This window comes from Ramlibacter sp. MMS24-I3-19, from assembly GCF_050320135.1.
GTDB lineage: Bacteria > Pseudomonadota > Gammaproteobacteria > Burkholderiales > Burkholderiaceae_C > Ramlibacter.
In genome coordinates this window covers 3,360,974-3,382,362 of the sequence record NZ_CP190017.1, presented here as the reverse complement: position 1 = coordinate 3,382,362, position 21,389 = coordinate 3,360,974, and the positions used below count along the sequence as shown (strand labels likewise).

Annotated in this window: 19 protein-coding genes and 1 pseudogene; 11 read left to right on the top strand and 9 right to left on the bottom strand. The window is 70.5% G+C overall.

All coding sequences use genetic code 11. The annotated features are described in order from the left end of the window. Nucleotides 1-6: 6 nt before the first annotated feature. A complete protein-coding gene (locus tag ACPWT1_RS16815) occupies nt 7-603 on the bottom strand; it encodes a TMEM175 family protein (RefSeq protein ID WP_427912288.1) in 597 nt (198 codons plus the stop codon). 132 nt (nt 604-735) lie between these two features. On the opposite strand from ACPWT1_RS16815, the gene ACPWT1_RS16810 reads away from it, so the two are divergent. Continuing rightward, nucleotides 736-1,701 (top strand): Bug family tripartite tricarboxylate transporter substrate binding protein, encoded by a 966-nt coding sequence (locus tag ACPWT1_RS16810; protein WP_427912287.1) that lies wholly within the window; start codon nt 736-738, stop codon nt 1,699-1,701. Here the strand turns inward: ACPWT1_RS16810 and ACPWT1_RS16805 are convergent. Together ACPWT1_RS16805 and ACPWT1_RS16800 are read right to left on the bottom strand one after the other, a co-directional pair. Beyond that, nucleotides 1,688-2,644: an ATP-grasp domain-containing protein gene (locus tag ACPWT1_RS16805; protein ID WP_427912286.1), complete on the bottom strand. Its 957-nt coding sequence runs from the start codon at nt 2,642-2,644 to the stop codon at nt 1,688-1,690. The genes ACPWT1_RS16810 and ACPWT1_RS16805 overlap by 14 nt on opposite strands. A gap of 44 nt (nt 2,645-2,688) precedes the next feature. Then, a pseudogene (locus ACPWT1_RS16800) lies at nt 2,689-3,636 on the bottom strand (serine hydrolase domain-containing protein). Nucleotides 3,637-4,047: 411 nt separating this feature from the next. Between ACPWT1_RS16800 and ACPWT1_RS16795 the strand changes: the two are divergent. After that, on the top strand, nt 4,048-5,133 hold the full coding sequence (locus tag ACPWT1_RS16795; RefSeq protein ID WP_427912285.1) for a tartrate dehydrogenase: 1,086 nt from the start codon (nt 4,048-4,050) through the stop codon (nt 5,131-5,133). A 78-nt stretch (nt 5,134-5,211) separates the two neighbouring features. Here the strand turns inward: ACPWT1_RS16795 and ACPWT1_RS16790 are convergent, their stop codons facing one another. Continuing rightward, nucleotides 5,212-5,712, bottom strand: coding sequence for a MarR family winged helix-turn-helix transcriptional regulator (locus tag ACPWT1_RS16790; protein ID WP_427912284.1), 501 nt, complete (start codon nt 5,710-5,712; stop codon nt 5,212-5,214). Nucleotides 5,713-5,881: 169 nt separating this feature from the next. On the opposite strand from ACPWT1_RS16790, the gene ACPWT1_RS16785 reads away from it, so the two are divergent. After that, on the top strand, nt 5,882-7,594 hold the full coding sequence (locus tag ACPWT1_RS16785) for a tannase/feruloyl esterase family alpha/beta hydrolase (protein WP_427912283.1): 1,713 nt from the start codon (nt 5,882-5,884) through the stop codon (nt 7,592-7,594). Nucleotides 7,595-7,619: 25 nt separating this feature from the next. Here the strand turns inward: ACPWT1_RS16785 and ACPWT1_RS16780 are convergent, their stop codons facing one another. Further along, nucleotides 7,620-8,411 (bottom strand): DUF2182 domain-containing protein, encoded by a 792-nt coding sequence (locus ACPWT1_RS16780; protein ID WP_427912282.1) that lies wholly within the window; start codon nt 8,409-8,411, stop codon nt 7,620-7,622. A gap of 158 nt (nt 8,412-8,569) precedes the next feature. On the opposite strand from ACPWT1_RS16780, the gene ACPWT1_RS16775 reads away from it, so the two are divergent. Further along, entirely contained in the window at nt 8,570-9,184 is a 615-nt protein-coding gene (locus ACPWT1_RS16775; RefSeq protein WP_427912281.1) for a DUF1326 domain-containing protein, read from the top strand. On the opposite strand, the gene ACPWT1_RS16770 is transcribed toward ACPWT1_RS16775, so the two are convergent. Further along, nucleotides 9,181-10,092: a LysR family transcriptional regulator gene (locus ACPWT1_RS16770; RefSeq protein ID WP_427912280.1), complete on the bottom strand. Its 912-nt coding sequence runs from the start codon at nt 10,090-10,092 to the stop codon at nt 9,181-9,183. The genes ACPWT1_RS16775 and ACPWT1_RS16770 overlap by 4 nt on opposite strands. Nucleotides 10,093-10,156: 64 nt before the next feature. Between ACPWT1_RS16770 and ACPWT1_RS16765 the strand changes: the two genes are divergently transcribed. From ACPWT1_RS16765 to ACPWT1_RS16740, 6 genes are all read left to right on the top strand, one after another. Further along, a complete protein-coding gene (locus ACPWT1_RS16765) occupies nt 10,157-11,512 on the top strand; it encodes an acyclic terpene utilization AtuA family protein (RefSeq protein WP_427912279.1) in 1,356 nt (451 codons plus the stop codon). Further along, nucleotides 11,509-11,886, top strand: a complete 378-nt coding sequence (locus ACPWT1_RS16760) for an AtuA-related protein (RefSeq protein WP_427912278.1) — start codon at nt 11,509-11,511, stop codon at nt 11,884-11,886. The genes ACPWT1_RS16765 and ACPWT1_RS16760 overlap by 4 nt, the downstream gene beginning before the upstream one ends. After that, complete coding sequence (locus ACPWT1_RS16755; protein WP_427912277.1) at nt 11,883-12,851, top strand: Bug family tripartite tricarboxylate transporter substrate binding protein; 969 nt, start codon at nt 11,883-11,885, stop codon at nt 12,849-12,851. The genes ACPWT1_RS16760 and ACPWT1_RS16755 overlap by 4 nt, the downstream gene beginning before the upstream one ends. Nucleotides 12,852-12,921: 70 nt before the next feature. After that, complete coding sequence (locus tag ACPWT1_RS16750; RefSeq protein WP_427912276.1) at nt 12,922-13,473, top strand: GAF domain-containing protein; 552 nt, start codon at nt 12,922-12,924, stop codon at nt 13,471-13,473. Continuing rightward, the gene (locus ACPWT1_RS16745) at nt 13,470-16,274 is read left to right on the top strand and encodes an ATP-binding protein (RefSeq protein WP_427912275.1); all 2,805 of its coding nucleotides are present in this window, start codon (nt 13,470-13,472) and stop codon (nt 16,272-16,274) included. The genes ACPWT1_RS16750 and ACPWT1_RS16745 overlap by 4 nt, the downstream gene beginning before the upstream one ends. A 160-nt stretch (nt 16,275-16,434) precedes the next feature. Then, nucleotides 16,435-16,959 carry a hypothetical protein gene (locus ACPWT1_RS16740; RefSeq protein WP_427912274.1) on the top strand — a complete coding sequence of 175 codons (525 nt, stop codon included), beginning with the start codon at nt 16,435-16,437 and terminating at the stop codon, nt 16,957-16,959. 36 nt (nt 16,960-16,995) lie between these two features. On the opposite strand, the gene ACPWT1_RS16735 is transcribed toward ACPWT1_RS16740, so the two are convergent. Genes ACPWT1_RS16735 through ACPWT1_RS16725 form a run of 3 tightly spaced genes read right to left on the bottom strand, consistent with a single transcriptional unit; the run spans nt 16,996 to nt 19,591 of the window. Further along, nucleotides 16,996-17,763: an ABC transporter permease gene (locus tag ACPWT1_RS16735; RefSeq protein WP_427912273.1), complete on the bottom strand. Its 768-nt coding sequence runs from the start codon at nt 17,761-17,763 to the stop codon at nt 16,996-16,998. 9 nt (nt 17,764-17,772) lie between these two features. Next, the gene (locus ACPWT1_RS16730; RefSeq protein ID WP_427912272.1) at nt 17,773-18,561 is read right to left on the bottom strand and encodes an ABC transporter ATP-binding protein; all 789 of its coding nucleotides are present in this window, start codon (nt 18,559-18,561) and stop codon (nt 17,773-17,775) included. Nucleotides 18,562-18,565: 4 nt separating this feature from the next. Further along, complete coding sequence (locus ACPWT1_RS16725) at nt 18,566-19,591, bottom strand: ABC transporter substrate-binding protein (protein WP_427912271.1); 1,026 nt, start codon at nt 19,589-19,591, stop codon at nt 18,566-18,568. Between the two features lie 167 nt (nt 19,592-19,758). Between ACPWT1_RS16725 and ACPWT1_RS16720 the strand changes: the two genes are divergently transcribed. Beyond that, nucleotides 19,759-21,366 (top strand): sensor histidine kinase, encoded by a 1,608-nt coding sequence (locus ACPWT1_RS16720; protein ID WP_427912270.1) that lies wholly within the window; start codon nt 19,759-19,761, stop codon nt 21,364-21,366. Nucleotides 21,367-21,389: the final 23 nt, after the last annotated feature.

Genomic DNA, 21,389 nt, shown 5'->3' with positions numbered 1-21,389 from the left:
GTGCCCTCAGGCCGGCTGCTTCCCCGCCGCCATCTTCTCGATGTTGCGCGGCATGAAATAGATCGCCGGCACCAGCACGTAGATGAAGACCGAGAGCCACACCGACACCCAGGCCAGCGGCACGGCCGCCAGGTAGAGCAGGGCGCTCACGGCGTTGGTGCGGCTGGAGCGCCGGTGCAATGCCGCCATCGCGGGATCGCCGGCCTGGTCGCGCGCGATCTCGCGTCGCAGCAGGTCGAAGGCGCAGCCGGCCAGGCACAGCGCCAGTCCGTACAGCGCCACCGGCAGGGGCGCGAGGTGGTTCTCGCCGATGTACGCCGTGGTGAACGGGACCAGCGAGAGCCAGAACAGGAAATGGTTGTTCAGCCACAGCTCGCGCCCGGTGATGCGAGTAGCCGTGTGCAGCAGGTGGTGGTGGTTGACCCAGAGGATCGCCACCACCAGGAACGACAGCGCGTAGCTCAGGAAGATCGGCGCCAGATGCAGCAGCGCCTCCGGCGAGGCATCGTGCGGCACCTTCAGCTCCAGCACCATGATGGTGACGATGATGGCGACGACGCCGTCGCTGAAGGCCTCCATCCTCGACTTGCCCAACGGCTGCATGGCGGTGCCCTCCACGTGGCTGCGATGGCGCATTGTCCCTGCGGTGCGGCGGCTGCATCCGAGGGATGGCATGGATGTGCGCCGGCGACCACCTGGGCTAGGCTGCCCGGCCAAGCACAAGGAGACCTGAACATGCCAACCCGACGTTCCATGCTCATCGCCAGCGCCGCCTTCGCCGGCGGTTCAGCGATGGCGCAGGAGTTCCCGCCCCGCAAGCCCGTCACGATGCTGGTGGGCTTCGCGCCGGGTGGCGCTGCCGACGCTGCCGCGCGCCTCATCGCCAAGAACCTGGCCGACGCGATCGGCCAGGGCGTGGTGGTGGAGAACAAGGCCGGCGCGGGCGGCAACATCGCCCACCAACAGGCGGCGCAGGGACCCGCGGACGGCAGCCTGCTGCTGCTCGGCTCGATCGGTCCCCTGACCATCGCGCCGCACATGATGAACCTGCCGTACGACCCGTTCCGCGACCTCGCACCGGTCAGCGGCGGCGTCTACTTCCCCAGCATCCTGGTGGTCAACGCGGAGAAGGGCCCGAAGACGATGGCCGAGTTCATCGCGCTCGCCCGCGGCAAGCCCGATGCGGTGAGCTTCGCGTCGACCGGTCCCGGCTCCGCCTCGCACCTCACCGGCGAACTGTTCGCCAAACGCATCGGCGCCGAGATGCTGCACGTGCCGTACCGCGGCGGCTCGCAGGCCATGCCCGACCTGCTGGCCGGGCGCTTCACCTGCTACTTCGCGGCGCCGCCGACCGCGCTGCCGCACATCGAGGCGGGCAAGGTGCTGGCGCTGTCCACCACCGACCTGCAGCGCATGCCCCAGCTGCCCAACGTGCCGACGGTGGCCGAGTCCGGCGTGCCGGGCTTCCGCGCGCTGAACTGGTATGCGTTCGTGGCGTCGGCCAGGACGCCGCCCGCCATCCTGGACCGCTGGAACGAGGAGATCGTGAAGGTGCTGCGCCGGCCCGACGTGCGCGACACCCTCTACAAGCACGGCCTCACGACACACCCCACCACGCGTGCCGAGCTCAACGACTTCATGCGCAAGGAGTCGGCGCAGTGGGGCGCCATCGTCAAGGAGCGCAAGATCACGAGCGAGTGAGTTCCCTCACCAGGAAGTCGACCACGCGCTCGAACGGATCGAACCCGAACTCCGCGGCCACCGACGGCCGCAGGTTCGAGTTGGCATTGACGTCGTAGAACACGCGGCGGCCGTCGGGCGTTTCCAGGTACTCGATGCCGCCGACGTCCAGCCGCGCCGCCTTCACGATGCGGCGCGCCGTGGCCACCGCTTCGTCGGGCACTTCGGGATAGGCGAAAAACTCCACCGGCGGCGCGGGCGTGGCCGCGGGAATCTCGCAGATGCCTTCGCCGTCGTCCGGGTTGCACACCGGCGAGGGGCACAGGTTGAAGCGGCCATGCGTCTTCACGCGCATCGCATACAGCAGCTCGCCGCCCAGGAACTCCAGCCGCACGATGCCCTGCTCGGGGTCGTGGGGCAGGTACTCCTGCAGCAGGAACAGGTTGTCCGGCTCCCAGTACGACGGATCGCGGCGGAAGATGTCTTCGACCTGCGCCACCGAGTCGACCACCTGGATGCGCGCACCGCTGCCGCCCTGGTCGGGCTTGAGCACGGCGGGCCACTTGAAACGGCTGGCATACGCGTGCAGCGCGGCGGGGTCGTTGAAGGTGACCGAGAACGGCGTGTCGATCTTCAGCGTCTGCAGCAGCGTGGCCTGCACGCTCTTGCTCAACTCCAGCGAGAACACGTCGGCGCCGTTCAGCACGCGCGCGCCCAGCTGCTGCAGCGTGCGCATGTAGGCCAGTGCCAGCGGCACGGCGCGCGTGTTGCCGCGCAGGTAGGCGCTGGGGCTGGCCTGGTTGAAGTACAGCTTCGCGCGCGGCGCGTCGGTGTTGGTGAAGGCGGCCTTCGTCACGTCGAAGGCCTCGAAGCGAACGCCGCGGCGCTGCAGCGCGGCGAAGAGTGGCTTCTGCCACTCGGGGTGTTCGTGCAGGACGACGAGGTCGGGGGAGTCGGTGGGCATGGGTGGCATGCTACTGCGCCGCCCATGGCCACGCGGGAGCGGGCCTATTTGGCCGCCGCTGCCGGTGAGCTTGCGCCGCCTGCCTCGTCGTCGATGGCCTGCTGCACCGCGCGGTAGAAGTTCTCGCGGGCCGGGCCCGCGGCCGGGTCGCGGGCACCGCCGGCCCAGTCGGCGTTCGACACGATGACGAGCTTGCGCTTCGGGTCGAGGAAGATGCCCTGGCCGAAGATGCCGCGCGCCGCGAAGCTGCCGTCGTCGTAGGTCCACCACTGGTAGCCATAGCCGCGGCCCGGCGTGCCGATGTCGGCGCGTTTGGTGGTCGCCTCGGCGAACCAGTTGTCGGGGACGATAGGCTGGCCGTTCACGCGCGCACCGTCGAGGACGAACAGGCCGACGCGGGCGTAGTCGCGCGCGGCCGCCTGCACGCAGCAGCCGCTGATCTCGTGGCCCGTCTTGTTCAGCAACCACGTCGCCTGCTGCTCCATGCCCGCGGGCACCCAGATCTTCTCGGAGAGGTAGGTGGCCAGCGGCTTCTTCACCGCCTGCCCGAGGAGGATGCCCACCAGGTTGGTTTCGCCGGTGCTGTAGTTCCAGCGCGTGCCGGCCGGCGCGGCGCGCGGCAGGCGCCGCAGGTAGTCGACGGTGGCGTCCACGCCCGCCTCGGGCTTCTAGTTGTTGAACTTCGCGACGTCGGAGTTCGGATCGGCGTAGTCCTCGTTCCAGCGCACGCCCGAGGTCATCGTCAGCAGCTGGCGGACGCTGACGTCGTCGTACGCCGAGCCTTTCATCTGCGGGATGTAGTCGGACACCTTGTCGTCGAGGCTGCGGATCGCGCCATCGTGCAGGGCCGCGCCCACCAGCGTGGAGGTGAGCGACTTGGCGACCGAGAAGCTGGTCCAGCGGCCATCACCGTCGAAGCCCAGGCCATAGCGCTCGAGACGCAGCTTGCCGTCGTGCACGACCAGGAGCGCGGCGCTGCGCTGGCCGGCCATGAAGGCGTCGACGTCCACCGGCAGCTTCAACGGCGCGCCCTGCGGCAGCGGCGAGGGTTTGCCGCTCGCGGGTACGACGTGCGACTTCGCCAGGATCGGCAGGCGATCGAGCGCGCGGAACGCCGCATCGCGCTGCGGCTGGCTCCAGAACAGCAGGTCGCGGTTGGTGGGCAGCGTGGCCAGCAGGCCGCGCGTCTCCTTGTCCAGAGAGAACCAGCCGACCGTACCGGCGATGGCGATGGCGGCAAGAGCGCCGAGGGCGAGGGTCCTGATCTTCATGGGGTTGAATGCCGCCGCGGGATGGGCGCGATTGTTGACTGCAGGTGAACGATGCATTCACTGTAGCGGCGCGAGACGGGGCCGTCCATGGCTAGAGTCGTGGCCATTTCCAGAAAACCTTCGGAGCATTCCATGAAGACCTACGCGATCGCGACCATTCCCGGCGACGGCATCGGCAAGGAAGTCATTCCTGCCGGCCGCCAGGTGCTGGAGGCGCTGGCCGCCGGCAGCAGCTTCCGTTTCTCGTTCGAGGACTTCGGCTGGGGCGGCGACTGGTACCGCAAGCACGGCGAGATGATGCCGGCCGACGGCCTCGACAAGCTGCGCAACAAGGACGCGATTCTCTTCGGCTCGGCCGGCGATCCGCACATCCCGGACCACGTCACGCTGTGGGGCCTGCGCCTGAAGATCTGCCAGGGCTTCGACCAGTACGCCAACGTGCGGCCCACGCGCATCCTGCCCGGCATCGACGCGCCTCTGAAGCGTTGCGGCCCGAAGGACCTGGACTGGGTGATCGTGCGCGAGAACTCCGAGGGCGAATACGCCGGCGTCGGCGGCCGTGCGCACCAGGGGCATCCGATCGAGGTCGCGACCGACGTGAGCATCCTCACGCGGGCCGGCGTCGAGCGGATCATGCGCTTTGCGTTCAAGCTGGCGCAGTCGCGCCCGCGCAAGCTGCTGACCGTGGTCACCAAGTCCAACGCGCAGCGCCATGGCATGGTGATGTGGGACGAAGTCGCGCTGGCCGTGAGCAAGGAGTTCCCGGACGTCAAGTGGGACAAGGAACTGGTGGACGCGTGCACCGCGCGCATGGTCAACCGGCCCGCGTCGCTGGACACGCTGGTGGCGACCAACCTGCATGCCGACATCCTGAGCGACCTGGCCGCGGCGCTGGCCGGCAGCCTGGGCATCGCGCCGACCGGCAACATCGATCCGGAGCGTCGCTACCCGTCGATGTTCGAGCCGATCCACGGCTCCGCGTTCGACATCATGGGCAAGGGCCTCGCGAACCCGGTGGGCACGTTCTGGAGCTGCGTGATGCTGCTCGAGCACCTGGGCGAAAACGAGGCCGCCAAGCGCCTGATGCAGGCGGTGGAGCAGGTGACGGCCGATCCCAAGTTGCACACGGGCGACCTGGGCGGGAAGGCGACGACCGCGCAGGTGACCAAGGCCGTGTGCGACCTGCTGGGGCAGGGCGCGCAGCGCAAGGCGGCCTGAAGACCTCCCCGGTGTCATTCCCGCGAAGGCGGGAATCCAGGGCGTCCGACTTCACCAGCCGTCACACGACGGCTGCCCTCAGCTCTTGCCCGCCTCCGGCCGCCCCGGCCGGGCGCAGGCCACCTTGTGCAGCAGTTCCAGCAGCATGGCGTGCTCGCCCGCCGTGAGCGGGAGCGCCACCCGCTCCGCCGCCAGGATGCGGTCGGTGGCCTTGCGCACCAGGTCCGCGCCCTTGGCCGTCGTGTGCAGCACCTGGCTGCGGCGATCCTCCGCGTTCTGTTCACGCGCCACCAGGCCGCGGGCTTCGAGGCGATCGACCATCACCGTGATGTTGGGCGCCGTGACCGCGAGCGCGCGGGCCAGCCGCGCCAGCGACCCGCCGGGGTTTTCGGCAATCAGCGTGAGCACCGTGTATTCCACCGGCCGCAGCCCGAACGGCTTTCCCGCATGCGCGGTGAAGACGCCGTTGGTGACGATGGTGGCCTGGGCCAGCTGGTAGCCCAGCACCGACTGCAGGCGGGCTTCCTCCAGGTTGCCGGCCGGCGTGTGGTCGGCACGGGCGCTTCTTCGTTGCGGCATTCGGGCGATTGTGCCTTCGAGCCCGGTGGCGACTGTCGCTGTGCCATCGGTTAAGGAGGTGCAGTTTTCTGTGCTGACTTCGCGCTGGTGAAAACCCTATCCGGGTCGTCGAAATACTTCATTAACCTAACGATCTGCGACATCCCCACCCATGCCCCAAGGAGGCAACGTGAAGAACCCCGTCCGGATTCCCCTGGCCGCCGCCGCGGCGATCCTCACCGCTTGCGGCGGTGGGGGCGGCAGCGACGCCGCGACGCTGCCGCGCCTGAGCGCTGCGCAGGCCGCCAGCATCACCACCTGCACCGGCCTGCCCACCAGCTTCACTTACGCCAATACCTCGATCACGACGGCGACGGTCGCTGCTGCAGGCACGTTGACGAACGCCGGCGCGCCGGTGGCCGAGCACTGCGTGGTCACCGGCAAGATGAACCAGCGCGTGAGCCCGGTCGATGGCCAGACCTACGCCATCGGGTTCGAGATGCGCCTGCCCACCGCATGGAACGGCCGCTTCCTGTACCAGGGCAACGGCGGCACCGACGGCGTGGTGGCGCAGGCCACGGGCAACTTCGTCGGCGGCGGTCCGCTGCAGACCGCGCTGCAGCAGGGTTTCGCCGTCATCAGCTCCGACGCCGGCCACACCAATGCGCAGAACCCGCTGTTCGGCCTCGACCCGCAGGCCCGCCTCGACTACGGCTACATGGCAGTGGGCGCCCTGACGCCGATGGCCAAGGCCCTGATCAAGGCCGCCTATGGCAAGGGCCCGGACCGCTCGTACATCGGCGGCAGTTCCAACGGCGGCCGGCACACCATGGTGGCCGCGGCACGCTACGCGGATCAGTACGACGGCTACCTCGCCACCTCGCCGGGCTTCAACCTGCCCAAGGCGGCGGTCGCGCAGCTGTATGGCGCGCAGCAGTGGGCGAAAGTGGCGACGGCGAAGACGAACCTCGAGACCGCGTTCACGCAGGCCGAGCGCACCATGGTCGCCAGCAAGATCCTGGGCCGGTGCGACAGCCTCGATGGCGTGGCCGACGGCCTGGTGAACGACGTCGAGGCCTGCCGCGCTGCGTTCGACCTGAATCGCGACGTGCCCACCTGTGCCGACGCCAGCGCCCGCGACGGCACCTGCCTCACCGCGGACCAGAAGACCGCCGTCGCCAACGTCTTCACCGGCGCGCGCAACAGCAAGGGCGAGCCGCTGTACTCGCGCTGGCCGTACGACCCGGGCCTGCGCCAGACCGGCTGGGCCGACTGGAAGTTCCGCAACTCCGTGGGCGCCGCGCGCGACCCGGTGGCGTTGGGCTTCATCTTCATGTCGCCGCCGGCACCCTCGACCATCCTGTCGGACACGCTGGGCTTCGCGCTCAACTTCAACCTCGACACCGACGCGCCGAAGATCTTCGCCACCAGCGGCATCTACACCGAGAGCAGCATGTCGTTCATGACGCCGCCCAACCCGACGCAGCTGGACACGCTGCGCAATCGCGGCGCCAAGATGATGGTGATCCAGGGCACGTCCGACCCGGTGTTCTCGGTCGATGACACGACGGCCTGGTATGAACGGCTGAATGCGCAGTACCACGGCAGCGCCAGCTCCTTCGCGCGCTTCTACCGCGTGCCGGGCATGGGCCACAGCCGCGGCGGCCCGGCCACCGACCAGTTCGATGCGCTGACCGCGCTGGTCAACTGGGTCGAGAACGGCCAGGCACCCGATCGCATCGTGGCCACCGCGCGCGGCGCCGGCAATCCGGGCGGCGTGAACGCCGAAGTGCCGGCCGACTGGGCGCCCAACCGCTCGCGGCCGCTGTGTCCCTATCCGATGGTCGCACGCTACGTCGGCGGCGACGTGGAGCAGGCCTCCAGCTTCAGCTGCGCGCCCTGATCGCAGCGGCGGCGCTGGCGACCCTTCATGCCGCCAGCGCCAGCAGCTTGAGGCCGCCCGCCAGCAGCAGGGCCACGCCCAGCCAGCCCGCGATGCGCTCGCCGCCGGGCGCCATCTTCTCGATGGCCACCGCGACGGCGAGCGCCGCCACCCAGGGCACGTTCATCACGCCGCCCACGAACAGCAGGGCCATCAGCGCCCAGCAGCACCCCAGGCACAGGAGTCCGTGCCGCAGCCCCATCTCGAACGCGCCGACCACGCCGGGCCGCCATGCGCCCAGCAGGAACGCCAGGGGCGTGCGGCACGACCGCAGGCACACGCGCTTGAGCGGCGAGAACTGGTAGACACCGGCGAGCACGAGCAGCACGGCCGCGGGCAAGGCCGAGGTGGCGAGCCTCATGGGATCGACCGCGCCCAGTCTCTGCAGCAGCCACTGCCCCAGCGTGCCCGCGCTGGCGAAGGCCAGCCACACGAGCAGGTAGGCGCCGACGAACGCCCGCGCGCGGGTGGCCTGCCCGCTGCGATGCGCCACCACCGTGAACGTCAGGATCATGGGCAGCGCCGACGGCAGCATCATCGCCACCATCATCACGGCCCACATGGCCCAGACCGCCAGGAGGTTGCCGGCGCTCCAGTGCGCCGACATCGGCATCGCCAGCTGCGCCAGCGGCGTGCCCATGTCCAGCGCGAGCCAGGCGAGGAACACCCAGCCCGCGATGCTGATCGCCGAGACCGCAAGCGCGCGCCCGGGGTGCTCGCGCACCAGGTTGCCCAGTGCCGCGGAGCCATCGGCAGGAGATCCGGGAGCCTGCAGCATCGTGCGTCCCTCCACCCGCGCGAGCCGGGGCGGGCAGGTCCACGATGGTCGGCCGCTGCAGGGCTGTCAATCGCGTGCGGGTTACAAGTTGCGTTTGCAGCGCGCCTGCGTGCGGCCTAAGTTGCAGCACACCGGGCGGTCCCGGAAGGAGCACAGCCATGGCCAGCTGGAGCATCAAGGGCCAGTACATGGAGACCTGCAGCTGCACCCTGCTGTGCCCCTGCATCTGGTCGAACCTCGCTGCCATGCCCACCGAGGGCGTCTGCGAAGCGGCGCTCGGGTTGCGCATCGACGAGGGCCGCAAGGATGGCGTCGACCTCGCCGGCCTGGCCTTCGTCGTGATGCTGCATTCGCCCGGCCCGATGGGCCAGGGCAACATGATGGTGGGCCTGATCGTCGACAGCGAGGCGAGCGACGAACAGGTGCTCGCGATCCGCGACATCGCGACGGGCCGCGCCGGTGGACCGATGGCGGCGCTGGCGCCGCTGGTGGCGCAGGTTGCCGGCATCGAGAGGCGGCCGGTCCGCTTCACGCAGGAGGGCATGAACTTCTCGCTCACCGCGGGCGAGCTGGTGGACGAGGCCTGCGTCGGGCTGGAGAGCGTCGTGAACCCCGGCGAGCCGATCGTCATCGACAACGTTGCGCACCCGATGAACACGCGATTGCCGCTGGCCAGGGCCACGCGCAGCAAGTTCCACGCGTTCGGCGTCGACTGGGAGGACGCGAGCGGCACGCGCAACGGCCACTTCGCGCCGTTCGCCTGGCAGGGTTAGCGCGCGACGCCCTTCGGCCGGTGCGCGAGCAGGTGGTCCAGCACGGCCTGCGCCGCGAGCGACAGGCTGCGGTCCTTCCTGCGGACCACGAACAGCTCGCGGCGCAGCCCCGGCGACGATACCGGCCGCGTCACCAGGTCCGGGTGCTCGAAGTGGAACAGCGCCAGCGTCGGCACCACGCTGACGCCCAGTCCCGCGCGCACCATGCCGGCCACCGTGCTCAGCTGCTCCAGCTCCATCTCCGCCTGCATCGCCTGCGTGCCGAGTGCCGCCTCCAGGTGCTGCCGGACGCTGCTGTTGCGTGCCAGGTGCAGGAAGGGCACGCCGGCCAGGTCCTGAAGGGCGATGCGCTTGCGCGCGGCCAGCGGATGGTCGCGGCGGCAGACCAGGTGGAAGCGGTCGCTGCAGAACGGGTCGGCGCGCAGCTCGGGTGAGGTCGACCGGATCGCCGCCAGCGCGAAGTCGGCCTGGCCGGCGCGCACGCGCTCGATGCATTCTTCCGACAGTTCGTCGCTCACCTCGAGCGCGATGCCGGGGTGCTTGCGGTGGAACTCGGCCAGCAGTCCGGGCAGCCAGCCCGCGGCCAGCGAGGGCAGGGCGGCGATGCGGGCCCGGCCCCGGCGCCGCGCGGCGTGCTCGCCGAGGTCGGCCATGGTGGCGCGGAAGTCTTCCATCAGCCGGCTGACGCCCTGGCGGAAGAGCTCACCCTCGGGCGTGAGGTCCACCTTCCGCGTGTCGCGGTCGAAGAGGCGCAGGCCCACCGCGTCCTCCAGCGTGCGGATCATGGTGCTGAACGCCGACTGGGACAGGTGGCTCTGCTGGGCCGCACGGGTGAAGTTGCGGTGCTGCGCCAGCGCCAGGAAGGCGCGCACCTGGCGCGTCGAGATGTTGAGGTCGGTGATCTGCATGGTCGATCAATCCATCGGAATTTTGCGATTCTCCCGATGATCGCGCCGGCCTAGCATCCGGTCCATGCAATCCCTCCTGGTCGGCTGCGCGGCAGGATTCTCCGGCGACCGCACCGATGCGGCCGGGCCGGTCGTCGACACGCTGGTGCGTCTTGGCGGGCCGGCGGTCCTGATCTTCGAGACGCTGGCCGAACGCACGCTGGCGCTGGCGCAGCTCGCGCGTCGCCGCGATCCTTCCGCGGGCTACGAGCCGCTGCTGGACGACATGCTGCGGCCGGTGCTGGGACGGTGCCTCGCGCACGGCATCCGCATCGCCAGCAACTTCGGTGCGGCCAATCCCGCGGGTGCCGCGCGGCGCATCCACCAGCTCGCCGCGGAACTGGGGGTGCGCGAGCCGCGCATCGCGGTGGTCGAAGGCGACGACGTCGCGGGCGGGCAGCACCGGGCCGCATTGCTGGCGCATCTGGGCGCCGACGCCGCGGACCTGCCGATCGCCAGCGCGAATGCGTATCTCGGCGCCGACGCCATCGCGCAGGCCCTCCGCGCCGGCGCCGACATCGTGGTCACCGGCCGCGTCGCCGATCCATCCCTCACCGTCGGCCCGGCGCTCGCGCATTTCGGCTGGGCCGCGGACGACTGGGACCGCATCGCCCGCGCCACCATGGCGGGCCACCTGCTCGAATGCGGCGCGCAGGTCTGCGGCGGCTACTACGCCGACCCCGGCTTCAAGGACGTCGAGGACCTCGCGCACGTGGGCTTCCCGATCGCGGAGATCGACGCCGACGGCCACTGCACGATCCGCAAGTCCGACGGCACCGGCGGCCTGCTCGACGAACACAGCGCGAAGGAGCAGTTGCTGTACGAGGTGCACGACCCCGCCGCCTACATCACGCCCGACGTCGTCGCCGACATCTCGCAGGCCGAGCTGCAGCAGATGGCACCGCAGTCCGTGCGCCTCACCGGCGTGCGCGGCCACCCGCGTCCGGCGCAACTGAAGGTCAACGTGTTCCACGAGCACGGCTGGCTGGCGGAGGGCGAGATCTCGTATGCGGGCCCGGGCGCGGAAGCGCGGGCGCGCCTGGCCGCCGATGTGCTGCGCGAGCGCCTGCGCGACTGCGGTCCGCTGCGCGCCGACCTGATCGGCGTCGCCAGCATCCTCGGCGACGACGGCGGTGCCTGGCTCGCCGACCAGCCCACGGGAGATGCCCGCGACGTGCGCCTGCGCGTCGCGCTCAACCACCACGACCGCGCGATGGCCGAGCGCCTGGCGCGCGAAGTCACGGCGCTCTACACCTGCGGGCCCGCCGGCGGTGGCGGCGTGCGCACGCAGCTGCGCGCGCGCCTGGGCACGCGGTCGTGCACGCTGCCGCGCGAGCTGGTGCCGGCCACCTTCCGCTTCATTTCCGCGGAGGCGCGATGAACACCGTCACCGTGCCGCTGCGGCATGCCGCGCATGGACGCACCGGCGACAAGGGCGACCGCTCCAACATCAGCGTGATCGCCTGGCATCCGGACCTGTACCCGCTGCTGGTGGAGCAGGTCACGCCCGAGCGCATCGCGGCGCAGTTCCGCCATCGCCGTCCCACGCAGGTGGTGCGCCACCTGCTGCCGCGCCTGCATGCCATGAACGTCGTGCTCGATGGCGTGCTGGATGGCGGCGTGAACGACGCGCTGAATCTCGACAGCCACGGCAAGGCGCTCTCGTTCCTGCTGCTGGACCTGCCGCTGCAGGTGCCCGAAGCGCTGGTGCCGCTGCTGCGCAACCGATCAACGACCCAAGGAGACAAACCATGACTTCCATCCACCGCCGCACCGTCCTGGCCGCCACCCTGGCCCTGGCTGCAGCAGGCGCGTTCGCGCAGGGCAAGTACCCCGAGAAGCCCGTGACCTTCGTCGTGCCGTTCGCGGCCGGCAGCGCGACCGACCAGCTCGCCCGTGCCCTCGCCCAGTCCTGGACCGAGCAGACGAAACAGGCGGTGGTGGTGGACGACAAGGCCGGTGCCAGCGGTTCCATCGCGGCCCAGTTCGTGGCCAAGGCGCCGCCCGACGGCTACACCGTGCTGATCACGACCAACACCACGCATGCGGCCAACGAGCACCTGTACAAGAAGCTGAGCTATGACCCGGTGAAGGATTTCGTGCCGGTCACCGGCCTGGGCAAGGGCGGCCAGGTGCTGGTGGTGCGGGCCGATGCGCCGTACCACTCCGTGGCCGACCTGCTGGCCAGGGCGCGCAAGGAGCCGGGCAAGCTCAGCTTCGGCAGCGGCAGTTCATCGAGCCGCGTGGCCGGCGAGATGTTCAAGCAGATGTCGCACACCGAGATCCTGCACGTGCCGTACAAGAGCAACCCGAACGCGATCACCGACCTGCTGGGCGGCCAGATCGACCTGATGATCACCGACACCGCCACGGGCGTGCCGCAGATCAAGGCCGGCAAGCTGCGCGCGCTGGGCGTCTCGACCACCAAGCGCATCCCGCTGCTGCCGGACGTGCCCACCATCGACGAGGCCGGCGTCAAGGGCTACGACATGGGCTACTGGTTCGCGGCCTACGCGCCCGCCAACACGCCGGCGCCCGTGGTCGCCCGCATGCGCGAGCTGCTGGTCAACGGCGTGAGGAGTGCCGCGGCGAAGAACTTCTTCGAGGGCACGGGTGGCGAGCCGTGGACCACCACGCCGGAGGAACTGGCGAAGTTCCAGGCCGCGGAAGCGCAGAAGTGGGGCAAGGTGATCAGGGCGGCAGGCATCGAGGCGGAATAGGCGCCGGCGCCTGACTCATCCGTGGGTCAATGCATTGAGCCGGCCGGGGCCGGCCCGTAGAATGGGACGGATGCATGCCAACGCACCCCACCATGAAGTCATCGAGGCTGCGCGTGCGCGTGCCGAGCGGCTGCTCGAGAAGGGTGCCGCGCTGCGCGAGGTGCTGGCGCAGCTGACCGCTGCCATCGAGACGCTGTCCAGCGGCAGCAGCATCGCCTCGATCCTGCTGCTCGATCGCGAGGGCCTGCTGCGCAACGGCGCGTCGCCCAGCCTGCCGGCCGACTACCTGGACAAGATCGACCGCCTCAAGCCCGATCCCGTGGTGGGCACCTGCGCCGCGGCTGCGGCCACGGGACAGATCGTCATCACGCCCGACTTCCAGGCCGACGAGAAGTGGACCGAGCTGCGGCACCTGCCGATGGCCATCGGCTTCCGGGGCGCGTGGAGCATGCCGCTCACCACCGAGGCGGGCCGTGTGGTGGGCACCTTCGGCACCTATTTCCGCGAGAAGCGCAAGCCCACCGAGCAGGAGCTCGCGGACGTCGCGGCGCTCGCGCCCATCGCCGCCCGCGCGATCGTCGCACGCACCGGCAGCGGCATCGCCGCCGACCCGGCCTCGTGACGGCTGGCCTGGGCGCTTCCCCGCCTTCTCCCGCCGTCGAGCGCCAGGATTTCCTGCTGCGCCTGACCGATGTCCTGCGCGGGCAGGGCACCACGCGGCAGGTGCTCGAGCAGGTGAGCCAACTGCTCGGCGAAGCATTCCACGTCAATCGCGTCGGCTACGGCAACGTGGACGAGGCGCTGGACCAGATCGACTGGGAGGTGTGCTGGACCGACGGCACGGTGCCCCCGCTGCTGGGGCGCTTCCCGGCCAGTGCATTCGGCCAGCGTGTCATCGAGCGGCTGCGCGGCGGCCACACCGTCGGCATCGCCAACGTGCGGCAGCACGAACTGACCAGCGACGTGTTCGCCCAGCGGACCTCGCACGAGGTGGACACCCGCGCCATCCTGGTGGTGCCGCTGTTCAAGGCCGGCCGGCTGCGCACCATCGTGTACCTGAACCAGCGGCCCGAGCGCACATGGACCGACACCGAGATCGACCTCATGCAGGAAGTCGCCGAGCGCACGCGCGAGCTGATCGAGCGTGGCCGTGCCGAGGAGGCCCTGCGCGACAGCGAGGCGCGCTGGCGCGGCCTGTTCGAGCGCATGGGCGAGGGCTTCTTCGTGGCCGAGGCGATCCGCGATGCGGGCGGCCGCATGGTCGACTTCCGCTTCGGCGAGATCAATCCCGCATTCGAGCGCCTCACCGGCCTGCCGATCGCCGGCCTCTTGGGCCAGCCGGTCACGCAGGCCATTCCCGGCGTGCAGCAGGAACTGATCGACATCTATGCCCGCGTTGTCGACACGGGCGAGTCGGCCGAGTTCGAGATCCAGGTGCCGGCGCTGAACCACCGCTGGTACGAGGCGCGCGCCCGGCGCATCGCGCCGGACCAGTTCTCGGTGCTGTTCCTGGAGGTCACCGAGCGCAAGTCCGCGCAGGCGGCGCAGGTCGAGAGCGACCGGCGCTATCGCGCACTGTTCGAGTCCATCGACGAGGGCTTCGCGATCGTGCAGCTGCTGTTCGATCCCCAGGGGCAGCCGCGCGACTACCGCTTCCTCGAGATCAACCCCGCGTTCGAGCGCCAGACCGGGCTGCCCGACGCGGTGGGCAAGACCATCCTGGAGCTGGTGCCCGACATCGAGCCGTTCTACATCCAGACCTATGGCCGGGTCGCGCTCACCGGCGAGTCGATCCGCTACGAGAACGAGGCCGCCGCGATGGGCCGCTGGTTCGATGCGTTCGCCTTCCGCATCGGCGAGCCGGCGCAGCGGCGCGTGGCCATCCTCTTCACCGACATCACGGAACGCAAGCTGCAGGAGCAGGCGCTGCGCGAGCGTGAACGCGAGCTGCGCGAAGCGCAGGAGCTGGCGGCGGTCGGCAGCTGGTTCTGGGAGATCGACGCCGACCGCGCCGCGTGGTCACAGGAACTGCGGCGCATCTTCGGCTTCGGCGCGGACGAGCCGCTGCCCTCGTTCGCGGAGGAGCGGGGCCTGCTGTACCCGTCCGAGGACTGGGACCGCCTGCAGGTCTGCGTGCAGGCCGCCAGGGAGAGCGGCCAGAGCTACGCCGTGGACATGCGCGCTTTCCGCAAGGGCCTGCCGATCTGGGTGACGGCGCGCGGCGCCGCGGTGCGCGATGCGGGCGGCCGCGTCGTCGCGCTGCGCGGCACCGTGCAGGACATCACCGAGCGCAAGACGGCCGAGGAGGCGCTCCGCCTGGCGGATGTGCGCAAGGACGAATTCCTGGCCACGCTGGCGCACGAACTGCGCAACCCGCTGGCGCCGATCCGCAACGGGCTGGAGATCCTGCGCCGCACGAGCGCGGACAGTGCCGCGGCGGTTCGCGCGCGCGAGCTGATGGACCGGCAGCTGTCGCACCTGGTGCGGCTGGTCGACGACCTGCTGGACGTCTCGCGCGTGAGCCAGGGCAAGATCGCACTCAAGCATCAGCGCGTCTCGCTGCAAAGCGTCGTCGATCTCGCGCTGGAGATCAGCATGCCGCTGGTGCAGGCCGCGCGGCACGAACTGGTCGTCGACCTGCCGGAACAGGCGGTGCTGCTGGACGTCGATCCCACGCGCATCGCGCAGGTGCTGGGCAACGTCCTGAACAACGCGGCCAAGTACACGCCAGCGGGCGGCGCCATCCGCGTCCACGCGGCCGAGCCGGCCGGCGGGCTGGTCGCCATCGACATCAGCGACAACGGCGCCGGCATTCCGCGCGACATGCTGGAGAGCGTGTTCGAGCTGTTCACGCAGGTCGAGAGCGACGACCGCGCCAGCCAGAGCGGCCTGGGGATCGGGCTCGCGCTGGCGCGGCGGCTGGTGGAACTGCATGGCGGCACCATCCGCGCGGCCAGCGACGGTCCGGGACGGGGCAGCACGTTCACCATCGAACTGCCGGCCCCGGCCCACGAGCCCGATGCCGGCCAACGTTCCGGCGGGCAGCCCGTCGCGGCCGCGCCGCGCCAGGTGCTGGTGGTGGACGACAACGTGGACGCCGCCGAGACGCTGGCCCTGATCCTGCAGCTCGATGGCCATGCCGTGCGTACCGCGCACAGCGGCCAGCAGGCCGTCGCGATGGCCGAGGCGCTGCGGCCCGACGTGGTGTTCCTGGACATCGGGTTGCCGGACATCAGCGGCTACGAGGTCGCGGTGCGCCTGCGCGCGTTGCCGGCCCTCGAAGGCACGAAGCTGGTGGCGCTGACCGGGTGGGGCGCCGCGGGCGACAAGCAGCAGGCGCGGCAGGCCGGCTTCGACCTGCACCTCACCAAGCCGGTGAGTCCGGAGAGCCTGGCGCAGGCCATCGCCACCTGGGACCGCTGACGCACGCGCGCCGTTCCACGCTCCTGCGCGCGCGTCAAGTCCGGCAACTCCTGCTTACGCGAAAAAGGCGGCCCGAAGGTTGCGATCCCCGCGCGCACGCCTACAGTGGTCCGCGACACGCCCGCCACGGTGGCGGCGGTCCATCGACACAGAGGGCCCCATGAGCAGTAAATCAAGCAGCACCTCCCAATCCTCCGACGCCAAGGACAGTGCCACCAGCGGCGCAGCGGCCCTGGCGACGCAATGGCCCGAACTGTCGCGGCAGCAGTTCGCGCGGTCCGTGGACCTGATGGCCGCGGCCTTCCGCGCGGGCCAGGCCGTGCAGCAGGTCAACCTGCAGATGAGCGAGCGCGCCGCCTTGCTCCATAGCCAGGCCGCGGAGAACGCGCGCAAGGCGACGTCGCCCACCGAGCTGCTGCAGATCCAGTCGACGCTGATGGTCTACGAGTTGCAGGAGGTCACGCGCTATTCGCAGGAACTGCTGCTGGCGTGCTCGCGCGCCGTGGGACAGCCCGCCGCGACGGTGCTGGGCGAGCAGACGGCCAACGGGACCGCGTCGTCCACCAGGGTCGGTAGCCTGGCGGATGCCGCCATCGGCGCCGCCGGACCAATGGTGCAGGCGTGGCAGCAGATGTTCACGCCCGGCATGCAGCCGGACGGCGCGACCCAACAGGCCAAGCATTGAGCCTTGGCACGCGCGGGGCGGCGCCTCGCGCGTGCGTCAGCCCGTCGTGCCGGAGGGCCATCGCACGACCAGGCGCTCGGCCCCGACCACCGCCAGGTAGAACGCGCCGGTGAGGCCCGAGCCGACCACGATCGCTGCGTACAGCAGCGCCGAATCGAAGTTGTAGGTGGCCTGCAGGATCAGCGCACCGATGCCCACGTCGGTGCCGATCCACTCGCCCACGATGGCGCCGATCACGCACAGCGACGCCGAGATGCGCAGCGCCGAGAAGAGGTGCGGCAGCGCGCTGAACACGCGCAGGCGGAAGAAGATCTCGGCCGGGCTGGCGGACAGCACGCGCATCAGGTCCATGGCCTGCGGATCGACCGTGCCCAGCCCGCGCACGGTGTTCACCAGCGTGGGGAAGAAGCACACCGTCGCGGCGATCGTGATCTTGGGCTCGAAGCCATTGCCGAGCAGCAGCACGAGGATCGGCGCCTTGGCCACCACCGGGATCGCGTTGAGCAGCAGGAACACCGGAAAGAGCATGGCGCGCAGGACCGGGCTGTGCACGAACAACGCTGCCAGCAGCACCGCGGCTACGTTGCCCAGCACGAATCCGCCGGCGGCTTCCATCGCGGTGGGCAGCAGGTTGGCCAGCAGCATCGTGCGTCGGTCAATTAGCGTGTGCAGCACCGACACGGGCGACGGTGCGATGAAGGGCGGCACCTCGAACACTTCCACGACCGACCACCAGACGGCCAGCAGCGTGGCCAGCCCTGCGAGCGGCAGCATGCGTGCGCGCCAGGGCCGTTGCACTGTCATCGCACGGCTTCAGCAGCTGGCCAGCACACGGCGCAGGTGCGCGGTGACGCGGACGAATTCGACGCTGTCGCGGACTGCCGCGGTGCGATCCGCGGGCAGGTCGACCCGAACCTGCTCGCGCACGCGACCCGGCTCGGCCGCCAGCAGCAGCACGCGCTGACCGAGGAACGCGGCCTCCTGGATGCTGTGCGTCACGAACAGGATGGTCACGCCGGCCTGCCGCCACACGCGCAGCAGTTCTTCCTGCACGCGCTCGCGCGTCATCTCGTCGAGGGCCGCAAACGGCTCGTCCATCAGCAGCACGCGCGGCGCGCCGACCAGGGCGCGCGCGAGCGCCACGCGCTGGCGCTGACCGCCCGAGAGCTGGTGCGGCCACGCATCGGCGCGATCCTGCAACCCCACCATCGCCAGCAACTCGCGCGGGCTGCGGGGCCCCGGCCGGCTGGCGCCGCCCCCCACCTGCAGCGGCAGCGTCACGTTCTGCAGCGCCGAGCGCCAGGGCAGCAGGGCCGGGTCCTGGAACACGAAGGCAATGTCGCGCCGCACCCGCGCTTCGTGCGGGCTCATGCCCAGCACCTCGATGGATCCACTGCTCGCAGGCACCAGGTCGGCGATCGCCCGCAGCAGGGTCGACTTGCCGCTGCCCGAGGGACCCAGCAGCGTGAGGAATTCGCCCTGGGCGACCTGCAGGTCGATGTCCTGCAGCGCGGTGATGCTGCGGCCCGTGCTGTCGAAACGCACCGCTGCCTGGCGTGCGCGGATGGCCGGCACCAGTGCTGGAGCCGCCACCGCCTGCATCGGTTCAGGCCCCACCGCGCGCGGCGCGCGTCGCGTCCAGGATCTCCATCGTCATGACGTCCGCCAGTCGCGGCGGCGCCGCCGTGAACAGCCCCAGCTGTGAATACAGTGCGATCTGCTCCTGCCACATCTCGGGCTCCATCGCGCCCCAGCCCTCCGACGCGGCGGCATCGGCGAAGCTGTACGCGAGCATCGTCGTGAGCGAGTGGCGCTGGTCGTCGCGGTCCAGCGTGGGGTAGGTCTCCACGAGCATGTCCACGGCGTGCTCGGGATGCATGCGGGCGTGGTTCCAGCCGCGAGCGGTGGCGCGCACGAACGCCGCCAGCAGGTGCGGCGCATTGCGCAGCAGGTGCGTGTTGGCGTAGTAGGGAAGGGCGTACAGGCGGATGCCGGTGTCCCACAGCGGCATGTCGACGCGCTCGCGCCCCAGCAGCTTCAGCGTGGCGGTGCTGGTGAGCCAGCCCGTCACCACGTCGACCTGGCCGGTGAGCAGGGGACCCACCTCCGCGCCCATCGGGACCACGTGCACGTCCTTCTCCGGGATGCGATGGCGTGCCAGCACGGCGCGCAGCAGGCCGAGGCCGGTCGGCTGCACACCCACGCGCTTGCCCACCAGGTCGGCCGGCCGGCGCACCGGATTGCGACGCAGCGAGAAGTAGGTGTAGGGGTGGCGCTGGGCGCCGACCGCGAAGCAGCGCACGGGCAATCCCTGCGAGGCCGCCAGCATGAGCGACGGACTGGACGACACCTGGCCCAGCGGCATGTGACCGGATGCGACGATGGCGACGCCATCGACGTGCGGACCGCCGGGCTGCATCGACAGCTGCAGGCCCTCCTGCTCGTAGAAGCCCATGCGCTGCGCCACGACCTCGCCGGCCTGGTTGACGCCCGCGAGCCAGCCCAGCTGGAGATGCAGCCGGGTCGGCGCGGTTGCGCTTGCATCGACGGACAGCAGGGTGCCGCCACCTGCCACGCCGGCGAGCAGCGAGCCCATCAGCCGCCGGCGGCTGGCGTCCACGTTGGCGTGCATCTCTTCTTTGTTCGTGCTTGGGGCCGTGCCTGGGCCAGGAACAATTGCACGGCCGGGAATTCGTCGGTCGGCCGTTTGGAGTCGCGGCGACGACGATGGTTCGTAGCACGACCCATGGCCGTCCGAGAATAGCAAGACTCCCACGCGTCCTGTTGCGCAGCCTCACCATGTCCAAGCCCCGAGAAGCCGCCGTCGTGGCGAGCCCGACCGAACCGCCCGGCATGCGGCTGAGCCAGCCGGCCGAGAGTCCCGATCCGGATGCGCAGTTGCGGGTCATCCATCGAACGTCCACCGTGTGGCTGTGGGAACAGGATGCCGAGTTCCGCTTCACGCTGGACCTGCGAGGCCGCGATCACGCCGACGAAGACGGCTCCGTGATCGGCCGCCGTCGCTGGGAGTCTCCGGACAGCGCGCCCCTGGTCGGCACCTGGGACGACCATCGCCGCTGGTGCGAAGCCCACAAGCCGTTCCGCGACTTCGAGTTCCGTGTGGTGCACGACGGCACGACGCGCTTCATCTCCACCACGGGCGTCCCTGTGTACGCGCCGGACGGCAGCTTCGCCGGCTACCGCGGCACGGCGATGGACGTCACCGAGCTGAAGATCGCGCGCGAGGAGTCGGAGCGCGCGCAATCGCTGCTGCGGCTGGCCAGCCACCTGGGCCGCATCGCGGCCTGGAGCATCGAGGTGCCCAGCATGCGCGCCAGCTGGTCGAGCGAGTTCCTGCAGCTGCTCGATGTCCCGCCGTCGCAGCCGCCGACGATCGCCGACGTGTTCAGCCTCGTGCGGCGCCGCACCCAGCCGGAGGTGGACCGCGCCTGGAAGGCATGCCTGCGCGAAGGGACGCCGTTCGACCTGGAGGTGCGCATCTTCACCCGCAAGGGCCGCGCGATGTGGATGCGCCTGCTGGGCGAAGCCACGCGCGACGCGCATGGCGCGATCACCCGCATCGAGGGCGCGGCGCAGGACGTCACGCAGAGCAAGGAGGATCGCGAGCGGCTGCGCATCCTCGGCGAGCAGCTGTCCGCGGCCAATGCGGAACTCACCAGCCGCGTCGCCGCGCGGACGCGCGACCTGGAACGGGCCAACACCGAGCTGAAGGGCTTCGCCCATGCGCTGGCGCATGACCTCAAGCAGCCGATGGTCGCCGTGCAGTGGTTCAGCGCGGCGCTCGACGACGCCATCGCGCGCAGCGACCAGCCGCGGGCCGCCGCCCTCAGCGCCAGCATCAAGGCGGCCGGCCTGCGCATGACCGATTACGTCGACGCGCTGCTGTCGGTGGCGGAGACCTCGCAGGCACCGCTGAACGCCACCAGCGTGAACCTGAGCGCGATCGCCGGCGCGGTGCTGGACGAGCTGCAGGGCCGCGATCCATCGCGCCGCGTGGACCGCGATATCGAGCCCGGGATGGTGGTGCGGGGCGACCCGCGACTGCTGCGCATGCTGCTGGAGAACCTGCTGGGGAATGCCTGGAAGTTCACCGCCGGCCGCGACGTGTCGCGCATCTCGCTGGCGTCGCACACCGGCCCGGGCGGCGAGACCGTCTATGTCGTCCAGGACAACGGAGCCGGCTTCGACATGGCCTGGGCCGGCAAGCTGTTCGGCAACTTCCAGCGCCTGCATTCCGCCGAGGAGTACGCCGGCACGGGCATCGGCCTGGCCAACGCGCAGCGCATCGTCGTGCGGCACGGCGGCCGCATCTGGGCCGAGGGACGGCTGGGCGAAGGCGCCACCTTCAGCTTCACGTTAGGTTCGGGGCCCGCGCCGGCGGCATGATGCGGCGCTCACAACCAGAACAG